The 11,670-nt window shown below is 68.7% G+C and carries 9 protein-coding genes; 2 read left to right on the forward strand and 7 right to left on the reverse strand.

Annotation, left to right across the window (positions count from 1 at the left end):
• Positions 1-136: 136 nt before the first annotated feature.
• The 7 genes from OHA11_RS02590 to OHA11_RS02620 all read right to left on the reverse strand — a co-directional run bounded on the left by OHA11_RS02590 (position 137) and on the right by OHA11_RS02620 (position 7,959).
• On the reverse strand, positions 137-1,162 hold the full coding sequence (locus OHA11_RS02590; protein WP_266491543.1) for a LacI family DNA-binding transcriptional regulator: 1,026 nt from the start codon (positions 1,160-1,162) through the stop codon (positions 137-139).
• A 79-nt stretch (positions 1,163-1,241) separates the two neighbouring features.
• Entirely contained in the window at positions 1,242-2,663 is a 1,422-nt protein-coding gene (locus tag OHA11_RS02595) for a BNR repeat-containing protein (RefSeq protein ID WP_266491544.1), read from the reverse strand.
• 102 nt (positions 2,664-2,765) lie between these two features.
• Positions 2,766-3,086: an L-rhamnose mutarotase gene (locus OHA11_RS02600; RefSeq protein WP_266491545.1), complete on the reverse strand. Its 321-nt coding sequence runs from the start codon at positions 3,084-3,086 to the stop codon at positions 2,766-2,768.
• A 29-nt stretch (positions 3,087-3,115) separates the two neighbouring features.
• Positions 3,116-4,201, reverse strand: a complete 1,086-nt coding sequence (rhaS, locus tag OHA11_RS02605) for a rhamnose ABC transporter substrate-binding protein (RefSeq protein WP_266491547.1) — start codon at positions 4,199-4,201, stop codon at positions 3,116-3,118.
• 123 nt (positions 4,202-4,324) lie between these two features.
• Complete coding sequence (locus tag OHA11_RS02610; protein WP_266491549.1) at positions 4,325-5,320, reverse strand: ABC transporter permease; 996 nt, start codon at positions 5,318-5,320, stop codon at positions 4,325-4,327.
• The gene (locus OHA11_RS02615) at positions 5,313-6,353 is read right to left on the reverse strand and encodes an ABC transporter permease (protein ID WP_266491551.1); all 1,041 of its coding nucleotides are present in this window, start codon (positions 6,351-6,353) and stop codon (positions 5,313-5,315) included. Before OHA11_RS02615 ends, OHA11_RS02610 begins: the two co-directional genes overlap by 8 nt.
• Positions 6,354-6,444: 91 nt before the next feature.
• Positions 6,445-7,959: a sugar ABC transporter ATP-binding protein gene (locus tag OHA11_RS02620; RefSeq protein ID WP_266491553.1), complete on the reverse strand. Its 1,515-nt coding sequence runs from the start codon at positions 7,957-7,959 to the stop codon at positions 6,445-6,447.
• Between the two features lie 294 nt (positions 7,960-8,253).
• Between OHA11_RS02620 and rhaI the strand changes: the two genes are divergently transcribed.
• Entirely contained in the window at positions 8,254-9,423 is a 1,170-nt protein-coding gene (gene rhaI, locus OHA11_RS02625) for an L-rhamnose isomerase (protein WP_266491555.1), read from the forward strand.
• Positions 9,424-9,595: 172 nt separating this feature from the next.
• On the forward strand, positions 9,596-11,635 hold the full coding sequence (locus OHA11_RS02630) for a bifunctional aldolase/short-chain dehydrogenase (RefSeq protein ID WP_266491557.1): 2,040 nt from the start codon (positions 9,596-9,598) through the stop codon (positions 11,633-11,635).
• Positions 11,636-11,670 lie beyond the last annotated feature (35 nt).

Below are 11,670 nucleotides of genomic sequence, written 5' to 3' on the forward strand. Positions count from 1 at the left end.
AGGGCTCCCGAGACGGACGGATTCCTGACCGCGAACCAGTTCAGCACAAGTTCTCCGGCGAGCCGAGAGCGGGGATCAAGAAAACCGTACTGACCGGCCGATCAGGCCGGAATTCTCGTACGTACTGAACGACCGCTCAGCGCGGCGGGAGGCTGGAGCGGCGCACCACCAGCTCCGGCTGGAGCACGACGCGCTGGTGCTCGTGCGGGGTGGGCGCGGTCTCGGCCTCGGTCTCCTCCAGGAGGAGCGAGGCGGCGAGCGCGCCCATCGTCACGGCGGGCTGTCGTACGGAGGTCAGCGGGACGGCCGCGGCGGCCGCGAACTCGATGTCGTCGTAGCCGACGATGGCGAGGTCGTCCGGGACGCTCACACCGGCCGCGAACATGGCCTGCAGGACGCCGAGGGCGAGCAGGTCGTTGGCGCAGAAGACGGCGGTCGGGCGGTCGGCGAGGCCGAGGAGGCGGGCGCCGGCGTCGCGGCCCGCGGCCACGTCGAGCCGCTCGGTGGGCAGCTCGCGCAGGTGTTCCGGGCCGAGTCCCGCCTCGCCCAGCGCGTTCAGGGAGCCCGTGCGGCGGTCCCGGACCTGGTTCAGGCCGGGCGGCCCGCTCACGTACGCGATGGAGCGGTGGCCCGCGTCGATCAGGTGCCGTACGGCGAGTGCGCCGCCCGCCACGTCATCGACGGACACCGAGCACTCGGTGGTGCCCTCGGCGACGCGGTCGACGAGCACGAAGGGGATGCCGTGGCGGCGGAACGTCTCGATGTTGCGCCCGGTCGCGTCGGCGGGGGTCAGCAGGACGCCGCGGACGCGCTGTTCGGCGAAGAGCGAGAGGTAGTCGGCCTCTTCGCCGGGGCTCTGCGCGCTGTTGCAGACCATCACGCCGAGCCCGGCCTCGCGGGCGGCGCGCTCGGCGCCTCGTGCCACGTCCACGAAGAAGGGGTTGCCCATGTCGAGGACGAGCAGGCCCATGATCCGGCTGCGTCCGGCACGCAGCTGGCGTGCGGACTCGCTGCGGACGTAGCCGAGCCGGTCGATGGCGGAGAGCACGCGGGCCCGGGTCTCGGAGGCGACCGTGTCCGGGCGGTTGATGACGTTCGAGACCGTGCCGACGGAGACTCCGGCGACTCGTGCGACGTCCTTGATACCCACCGACTGGGCCATCAGGCGGTTACCTCCGGGGGAACGGGGAGTGGTGGGCACGCAGTCACATTACCCGCGTGACCACCCGGAACGGACTCCGTCATGCGGGCAGCGCGAAGTCGACGACATGGAGCGCCGAGGGCGTCGTACCGCTGGACTTCTCCTGGTACAGGATCGACAGCACGCCGTCCTGGGCGATCCGGGTCTCGTCGACCACGACCTCGCCGAAGGCGTTGAGGCCGGCGCCGTCGAAGAGTGTCGTCCAGTCCGTGTGCCCGGAGGCGGCGGACGCGGCGACGATCCGTCCGAAGGGCAGGACGGCATACGCGTTGTCGTACTTGTCGAGGACCAGTCTGGTGCGCTGGCTGGAGTTCAGGGCGACCGGGATCTCGGTCTTGCGCCAGGTCCCGGTGGACGTCTTGCGGACGTGGAAGGCGCGGCCGTTGGCTGTCCGGTCGGCGACGTAGTTGGTGGTGCACTGGCCGAAGCGGCCCGGTACGTAGCTGATGATCGCGTGCGGACGGCCCGCGGAGTCGGTGAACTGGCTCTCCTGGTTCATCAGGGAGTGGTCCGGGTTGAGCGCGTCGATCACCAGTCCGGCGTCGGTGACGGCGACCTTGTCGGAGCCGCCGGTGGTGCCGACGACCGTCCCCGCGTTGTTGCGCCAGGTGCGTCCGCGGTCGTCGGAGTAGACGTAGCCCGTGTCGTGGTTGGTGATGCCGCCGCCGTTGCACATCACGGCGCCGTTCTGCTCGCGCCAGGTGAAGAAGGAGTGCAGCCGGCCGTTCCTGTCGTAGTCGATGCCGTGCAGGTACATGTTCCGGACGGTGCTGGTCCCGTGCTCGCTGGTGTACGTGCCGGTGGAGCTGGTCCACTCCCCGAGGCTGGTCCAGGAGGTGCCGTTGTACTCGGCGAGGGCGTTGCGGCCGTTGCCGGAGACCGCGACCCGGTAGCTCAGTTGGAGCTTTCCGTCGGGTGTGGAGATGAACTGCGGGTACGTGAACTGCGAGGTGAGCGCGAGCCCGTCGAGGGTGGACTGCGGCGCGCCGAAGCGGCTCGCGGTCCAGGTCAGCCCGGCCGGGTTGTCCATGAGCCCGGCCACCGACTTCACGTAGGTGAAGCCGTCGCTGTGGGAGTCCATGTTGAGGTGGAGGCGGCCGTCGACCTTGGAGACACCCATCGAGATGACGTTGTGCGAGTCGTTGTACCGCAGGGTGTGCCCGACCTTGACGGTGGACCAGGTGCCGGCGCCGAGGACGCGGCGGCCGATGACGGCGTTGCGGTCGGCGGCGTACCAGGCGGCGTACTGGTAGCCCTTGTAGGTCAACAGGCCGTTCTTCTGGAACGAGTTGTTGTTGACGAGGCCGTCGTAGGAGACGAAGAAGATGGCCTGGCCGTCGAGCGTGGTGGTGCCGGTCCGGGTGACCGAGGGACCGGGGTCGGCGGCCCGGGCGGTACCGGCGATGCCGGGGGCCGCCACGGTGCTGAGCAGTGCGGTTGCCAGCAGGGTGCGTCTCTTCATGTCGGGACTCCTGTGCGGGGAGGAGGAGAACGAGCGAGGGGAAGAGCGGGAGGAGCGGAGAGTGAGGAGCGGAGAGTAGGGGTGGGCGAGGAGCGCGGTGGATCAGGCGAGGTGGAACACCTCGGTGAGGGGTTTCATGGCTTCGTCGGGCCTGGCGCCGTCCAGCGATTCGAAGAACGGCGCCATCTCGGCCTGCCAACGGGCGTTGACCTCCGCGGCCGCCATGCCTGCCTGCGCGGCCGCGAAGTCCTCGGTCTCCAAGTATCCGACCAGCAGGCCGTCTTCGCGGAGGAAGAGCGAGTAGTTGTGCCAGCCAGTGGCCGAGAGTGCGTCGAGCATGTCGGGCCACACGGCGGCGTGCCGTTCGCGGTACTCGTCGAGCCGGTCCTCGCGGACCTTGAGCAGGAAACAGACGCGCTGCATGAAGGGCCGCTCCCTGGCTTGAGGGGGGATCAGAAGTCGAACTCGTCGATGTTCTTCGCGTCGAAGACGGTCGGCTTGCCGAGGTCGATCACACCGTCCTTGCCGATGGTGAAGCTGCCCATGGCGCCGGCCTTGAAGGTCTCGCCCTCCTTGCCGGTGATCTGGCCGGACGACAGCGCGACGGCGGTACGCGCGGCCAGCTCGCCGAGCTTCGCCGGGTCCCACAGCTCGAAGGCCTCGACGGTGCCGTTCTTCACGTACTTGCGCATGTCGTTCGGGGTGCCGAGGCCGGTGAGCTTGACCTTGCCCTTGTACTTCGAGCCGGACAGGTACTGGGCCGCCGCCTTGATGCCGACGGTGGTCGGGGAGATGATCCCCTTCAGGTTCGGGTTCTCCTGGAGCAGGCCCTGGGTCTGCTGGAAGGACTGCTGGGCGTCGTCGTTGCCGTACGCGACCTTGACCAGCTTCATGTCCTTGTACTTGGGGTCGGTGAGCTCGTCCTTCATGAAGTCGATCCAGGTGTTCTGGTTCGTCGCGGTCTGCGCGGCGGACAGGATCGCGATCTCGCCCTTGTAGCCGATCTGTTCGGCGAGGAGCTGGACCTCGGTGCGGCCGAGGGCCTCGGCGCTGGCCTGCGAGACGAAGGCGTTGCGGCAGTCGGGCTTGGTGTCGGAGTCGTAGGTGACGACCTTGACGCCGTTCTTCATGGCCTGCTTGAGCGCGGTGCACAGGGCGCCCGGGTCCTGCGCGGAGACGGCCATCGCGTCGACCTGCTGCTGGGTGAGCGTGTTGACGTAGCTCACCTGGCCCGCGGTGTCGGTGGCGCTGCTGGTGCCTACCTCCTTGTACTTCGAACCCAGCTCGGTGAGGGCCTTCTCGCCGCCCTTGTCCGCGGAGGTGAAGTACGGGTTGTTGACCGCCTTCGGCAGGAAGCCGACGGTCAGCCCCTTCTTGGTGGCCGCGTTCGGGTCGGCCTTGCCGGCGGCGGCCTTCGAGGCGCCCTCTTCCTTGACGTCGTCCTTGGTGGTTCCGCCACCGCAGGCGGTGAGAGCCAGGGCCAGGGAGGTGGTGGCGGCGAGGGCCGCACAGGCCCGACGGAGGGATGACTTGCGCATGGCTAGGTCCTTTACTGAGGGTGAGTACGGTGCGCCCCTTTCAGGGGCGCGGGGCTGTATTTGATTTGCGGCTCCGCCGCGGGGCGCCACCAGCCACATGCGGCCCGCAGCTTACGAACGGCGCTACAACGTCAGCCTTTGCGCCCTCGCGATGGAGATCTGCCGTGCAACCCGCGGGCCGAGCACGGACAGCACCAGCAGCACACCGGTGACGACGATCTGCGACTGCGCCGAGACGTCCTGCAGACTCATCACGTTCTGCAGCGCCCCGAGCAAAAACACCCCGGCGATCGCGCCGCCCAACGTGCCTTTGCCGCCGTCGAAGTCGATCCCGCCGAGCAGAACGGCCGCCACGACGGAGAGTTCGAGCCCCGTGGCGTTGTCGAAGCGGGCGCTGGCGTAGTGCAGCGCCCAGAAGATGCCGGTCAGCGAGGCCATGAGACCGGTCAGGGTGAACAGGATCAGCTTCTGCCGCTTGACGCGGATTCCGGCGAACCGCGCGGCCTCCTCATTGGCCCCGATCGCGAACAGCGAGCGCCCGAACGGCGTCGCGTGGAGCGCGACCACCGCGATGGCGAGCAGCACGAGGAAGGGCAGCAGCGCGTACGGGATGAAGGTGTCGCCGATGCGTCCGGACGCGAAGTCCAGGTACTGGGCGGGGAAGTCGGTCACCGCGTCGGAACCGAGCACGATCTGCGCGATACCCCGGTAGGCGGCGAGCGTACCGATGGTGACGGCGAGGGACGGCAGGCCGAGCCGCGTCACCAGCAGGCCGTTGATCAGCCCGCACACCACGCCGAGGAGCAGGCAGATCGGGATGATCGTCTCGATGGTCATGCCCTGGTTCCACAGGCCGCCCATCACCGCGCCGGACAGGCCGGCCGTGGAGGCGACCGACAGGTCGATCTCGCCTGCCACCACGAGCAGGGTCATCGGCAGGGCGATCAGCGCGATGGGCAGCGTGTTGCCGATGAGGAACGACAGGTTGAGGGCGTTGCCGAAGCCGTCCACCGTGGAGAAGGACAGCAACAGGACGACGATGAGGAGGGCGCCGACGGCTGAATCCCACCTTTTCAAGGCGGACCAGCGGACAGCGCGCGCGAGAGCGGAGTCAGCCATGGCGGGCGTTCCTCTTCTTCAGTGCGGTCGCCACCCGCAGGGCGACGATCCGGTCGACCGCGATGGCGAGGATGAGCAGGATGCCGTTGATGGCGAGCACCCAGACCGAGCTGACGCCGAGGGCGGGCAGCACGCTGTTGATGGAGGTCAGGAGGAGTGCGCCGAGTGCCGCTCCGTAGACGCTGCCGGAGCCGCCGGTGAAGACGACGCCGCCGACCACGACCGCGCTGACGACGGTGAGTTCGTAGCCGTTGCCGGTGCCGGAGTCGACGTTCCCGAACCGGGCGAGGTACAGCGCGCCCGCGAGTCCCGCGAGGGCGCCGCAGAAGGTGTAGGCGGCGAGGATCCGTTTGCGTACGGGGATGCCTGCGAGGCGGGCGGCCTCCGGGTTGGAGCCGAGCGCGTACAGCTCGCGTCCGCTGCCGAAGTGTTTGAGGTAGTACGCCGTCGCGATCAGCACCGCCAGCGCGATCATCGCCAGCCATGGCACGGCGGAGAGGCCGCCGGATCCGAAGTCGATGAATCCGTCGGGCAGGCCCGCCGCGGTGATCTGCCGGGAGCCGACCCAGATGGAGTCGATGCCCCGGATGATGTAGAGCGTGCCGAGGGTGACGACGAGCGCGGGCACTTGGCCGAGGCTGACGAGCAGTCCGTTGACCAGTCCGCAGCCGATGCCGAGCAGGACCGCGAGGGCCACGGCGACGACGGAGTTGCCGCCGCCCTGGAGGTAAGTGCCCGCGGCGAAGGCGCTGATGCCGAGCGTGGAGCCGACCGACAGGTCGACGTTGCGGGTGATGACGACCAGCGACTGGCCGGTGGCGACCAGCACGAGGATGGTCGCGTTCAGCAGGAGGTCCTTGATGCCCTGCTCGGACAGGAAGTCGCTGTTGCCGATCTGGGTGATGACGATCATCACCAGGAAGACGACCAGGATGGCGAGTTCGCGCATCTTGAAGACGCGGTCCACCAGCCGGGTGCCGCTGGACTTGGGCACCTCGGCGGCGGGGGCGGGGTTGGGAGCGGTGACCGTCACGCCATCCTCCTTTTGTTCGCTTCTCCGCCCGCGCGGCGCAGAGGTGCGGCCATCGTGTTCGTCTGCGGCCCGGCGGCCGCGCGTGCGTCGCTCACGCCGCCCTCCCGGTGGCTGCGGCCATCACGGTTTCCTCGGTGGCGTCGGAGCGTGGGATCTCGGCGGTGAGCCGGCCCTCGTGCATCACGAGGACCCGGTCGGCCATGCCGAGAATCTCGGGCAGGTCGGAGGAGATCATCAGGACGGCGACCCCGTCGGCGGCCAACTGGCTGAGCAGCCGGTGTACTTCAGCTTTCGTACCGACGTCGATGCCTCGGGTCGGCTCGTCGACGATCAGTACCTTCGGGCCGGTGGCGAGCCACTTGGCGAGGACGACCTTCTGCTGGTTGCCGCCGGACAGGGTGTTGACGGTGTCGGCGATCCGGGCGTACTTGACCTGGAGCTTGACGGCCCAGTCGAGGGAGCGGCTGCGCTCGGCGCCGCGGTCCATCAGCCCTGCCCTGACCGTCGTACGCAGGCCGGTCAGACCGATGTTGCGCTCGATGGACATGTCCATCACCAGGCCCTGCGCGCGGCGGTCCTCGGGGACGAGGGCGAGCCCGGCGGCCATGGCCGTGGAGGGCGCTCCGTTCGTCAGCTTCGTGCCGTCGATCTCGACCTCTCCGGCGTCCCAGCGGTCGACGCCGAAGACGGCCCGGGCGACCTCGGTGCGTCCGGCGCCGACGAGTCCGGCGAGGCCGACGATCTCGCCGCGGCGGACGTCGAAGGAGACATCGGTGAAGACGCCCTCGCGGGTCAGCCGCCGTACGCTCAGGGCGACTTCGCCCGCGTCGACGTCCTGCTTGGGATAGAGCTCGTCGAGGTCGCGGCCGACCATCCGGCGCACGAGGTCGTCCTCGGTCATGCCGTCGATCGGTTCGCTGGAGATCAGGGCGCCGTCGCGCAGGGTCGTGACGCGTTGGCAGATCTGGAAGATCTCCTCCAGTCGGTGCGAGATGAACAGCACGGCCGAGCCCTGCTCACGCAGGGTGCGGACGACTCCGAAGAGGCGCGCCACCTCGCTGCCGGTGAGGGCGGCGGTCGGCTCGTCCATGATCAGGACGCGGGCATCGAAGGAGAGCGCCTTGGCGATCTCGACGATCTGCTGGTCGGCGATGGACAGGCCGCGCGCCGGACGGTCGGGGTCGAGTTCGACGCCGAGGCGCTTCATCAGGGCCAGGGTCGACGCGTGTGTGGCCTTGTGGTCGATCCGGCCCAGCGCGCGCCGCGGCTGGCGGCCCATAAAGATGTTCTCGGCGATCGACAGGTCGGGGAAGAGCGTGGGTTCCTGGTAGATGACCGCGATGCCCGCGTCGCGGGCATCGGCGGGACCGTGGAAGACCGTGGGCTCGCCGTCCAGGAAGACCTGACCGGCGTCCGGCCGGTGCACGCCGGCGAGCGCCTTGATGAGGGTCGACTTGCCCGCGCCGTTCTCTCCGGCGAGTGCGTGGACTTCGCCGGGGAAGAGTTCAAGGGACACGTCCCGCAGGGCGCGTACGGCACCGAAGGACTTGGAGATGTCCTTGAGTGCCAGCACGGGGGCCGGACCCGCGTCGGACCGGTGGGTCATGAGGGCTCCTCAACGACGCGGGCGATGCGGCCTCACGACGCCGTGAAAGGTTTCAACTAGGTTGCCGGGACGTTAGACAGGTAGCCCAGGTCACGTCAATGGGTCTAGGCCGAAATTTTCGATAGCCAAAGGTCACAACCGAGTCACGGAGAGCAGTAGCCGTCGGAGGGGTTGACAGCGTTTCGAGCGGCTCATAGCTTCAGCTTCTGAATCGTTTCAGACTGAACCGCGCCCTGACGTCGCACTGAAGCCGTTCGGACCCGATGCCACAACCGAAGTCACAGGAGCCCTGAAGTGACCGAGCTTGCCGCGGTGAAGGCCGCCCTCAAGACCCAGGCTGTAGAGACGCCGTCATGGGCGTACGGGAACTCGGGAACCCGCTTCAAGGTGTTCGCGCAGCCCGGAGTCCCGCGCGATCCTTTCGAAAAGCTGGACGATGCCGCGAAGGTGCACGAGTTCACGGGCGCCGCGCCGACCGTGGCGCTGCACATTCCGTGGGACAGGGTCGAGGGCTCCAACGCATACGCAGAGCTCGCCAAGCACGCCGAGGAGCGCGGCCTCAAGCTCGGCGCGATCAACTCCAACACGTTCCAGGACGACGACTACCGGCTGGGCAGCATCTGCCACCCGGACGCGGCGGTGCGCCGCAAGGCCCTCGACCACTTGTTCGAGTGCGTCGACATCATGGATGCCACGGGTTCGAAGGACCTGAAGCTGTGGTTCGCGGACGGGACGAACTATCCCGGCCAGGACGACATCCGTGAGCGGCAGGACCGGCTCGCCGAGGGTCTTGCCCGGGTGTACGAGCGGATCGGCGACGACCAGCGGCTGCTGCTGGAGTACAAGCTCTTCGAGCCCGCCTTCTATACGACGGACGTGCCGGACTGGGGCACGGCGTACGCCCACTGCCTCAAGCTCGGGCCCAAGGCGCAGGTCGTGGTCGACACCGGGCATCACGCGCCGGGCACCAACATCGAGTTCATCGTCGCGACGCTGCTGCGCGAGGGGAAGCTCGGGGCGTTCGACTTCAATTCGCGTTTCTACGCGGATGACGACCTGATGGTCGGAGCCGCCGATCCCTTCCAGCTGTTCCGGATCATGTACGAGGTGATCCGTGGGGGCGGGTTCACCGCGGATGTGGCGTTCATGCTCGACCAGTGCCACAACATCGAGGCGAAGATCCCGGCGATCATCCGGTCGGTGATGAACGTGCAGGAGGCGACGGCGAAGGCGCTCCTGGTGGACCGCGACGCTCTTGTCGCCGCCCAGCGGTCGGGGGATGTGCTGGCGGCGAACGCGGTGCTCATGGACGCGTACAACACGGATGTGCGGCCGGTGGTGGCTGAGGTTCGTGAGGAGCTGGGGTTGGACGCGGACCCGATGGCGGCGTATCGCCGCTCCGGGTGGGCGGAGAAGATCGCTGCGGAGCGGGTAGGTGGGCAGCAGGCGGGGTGGGGGGCGTAGCCGCTGCGCTGGGCTTGACCGGTCCAGTCGCCGTAGGACTACAGGTCAGTGGCGGACCGCGGGTTGAGTTCGGCTGATCGCGCCCACGCGGCAGAGCCGCATATGTCGCAGCCCCGCGCCCCTGCGGGGCACGAGCACACGTACGCACACTCTTCGAATAAGGACTAGGAACATGGCACCCCATCCCGAAGCCGTCGCTCTGCTTGCTCGGTCCAATCGGCTTGGCGCTGATCCGCGGAACACCAACTACGCGGGCGGGAACACGTCCGCGAAGGGCACCGACACCGATCCCGTGACCGGGGGTGACGTGGAGCTGATGTGGGTCAAGGGGTCGGGGGGCGATCTGGGGACCCTCACCGAATCCGGTCTCGCCGTGTTGCGGATCGACCGGCTGCTGGCGCTCAAGGACGTGTATCCGGGGGTCGAGCGCGAGGACGAGATGGTCGCCGCGTTCGACTACTGCCTGCACGGGAAGGGCGGGGCGGCCCCGTCGATCGACACGGCCATGCACGGGTTGGTGGACGCAGCCCATGTGGACCATCTGCATCCCGACTCCGGGATCGCGCTCGCCTGTGCCGCCGACGGGGAGAAGCTCACCGCCGAGTGTTTCGGGGACAGTGTGGTGTGGGTGCCGTGGCGGCGGCCCGGGTTCCAGCTGGGACTGGACATCGCCGCCGTCAAGGAGGCGAACCCCGAGGCCATCGGCTGCGTCCTGGGCGGGCACGGCATCACCGCCTGGGGCGACACGGCCGAGGAGTGCGAGCGGAACTCGCTGCACATCATCCGGACCGCCGAGGAGTTCCTCGCCGAGCGCGGAAAGGCGGAGCCGTTCGGTCCGGTCGTCGAGGGGTACGCGGCTCTCGGCGCCGTCCAGCGCCGGGAGCGGGCCGCCGCCCTCGCGCCCGTGATCCGGTCGCTGGCCTCGCAGGACCGTCCGCAGGTCGGTCACTTCACCGACTCCGAGGTCGTCCTCGACTTCCTCGCGAGCGCCGAGCACCCGCGGCTCGCCGCGCTCGGCACCTCCTGCCCGGACCACTTCCTGCGGACGAAGGTCAGGCCGCTCGTCCTCGATCTGCCGCCGACCGTCGAACCGGACGAGGCGATCGCCCGGCTGAAGGAACTGCACGCCGAATACCGCGAGGAGTACGCCGCCTACTACCAGCGGCATGCCCTGCCCGACTCCCCCGCGATGCGTGGCGCCGATCCGGCGATCGTGCTGATCCCCGGGGTCGGCATGTTCAGCTTCGGCAAGGACAAGCAGACCGCGCGCGTGGCCGGTGAGTTCTACGTCAACGCGATCAACGTGATGCGCGGGGCCGAGGCCGTCTCGACGTACGCGCCGATCGAGGAGTCGGAGAAGTTCCGCATCGAGTACTGGGCTCTTGAGGAGGCCAAGCTCCAGCGGATGCCGAAGCCCAAGCCGCTCGCCACACGCGTGGCGCTGGTGACGGGCGCGGGCAGCGGTATCGGCAAGGCGATCGCCGAGCGGCTGGTGTCCGAGGGCGCGTGCGTGGTGATCGCGGACCTGAACGCGGAGAACGCCGCCGACGTCGCCACCGCGCTCGGCGGTCCCGACAAGGCCGTCGCCGTCACCGTCGACGTGACCTCCGAGGAGCAGATCACGGAGGCCTTCAAGACCGCGGTGCTCGCCTTCGGCGGCGTCGACCTGGTCGTGAACAACGCCGGCATCTCCATCTCCAAGCCGCTCCTGGAGACCACGGCGAAGGACTGGGACCTCCAGCACGACATCATGGCCCGCGGTTCCTTCCTCGTCTCGCGCGAGGCGGCCCGGGTGATGATCGCGCAGGGCCTGGGCGGGGACGTCATCTACATCGCGTCCAAGAACGCGGTCTTCGCCGGTCCGAACAACATCGCCTACTCCGCCACCAAGGCCGACCAGGCCCATCAAGTGCGGCTGCTGGCCGCCGAGTTGGGCGGGCATGGGATCCGGGTCAACGGCATCAATCCCGACGGGGTCGTCCGCGGCTCCGGGATCTTCGCGGGCGGCTGGGGTGCGCAGCGCGCGGCCACGTACGGCATCGAGGAGGAGAAGCTCGGCGAGTTCTACGCCCAGCGGACCATCCTCAAGCGCGAGGTGCTGCCCGAGCACGTGGCGAATGCCGTCTTCGCCCTGACGGGCGGCGACCTCACGCACACCACCGGTCTGCACATCCCGGTCGACGCGGGCGTCGCCGCCGCGTTCCTCCGGTGACGAACGTGACTCAGGAGGCGACAGTGAACCTCAGG

The organism is Streptomyces sp. NBC_00878, assembly GCF_026341515.1.
Lineage (GTDB): Bacteria > Actinomycetota > Actinomycetes > Streptomycetales > Streptomycetaceae > Streptomyces.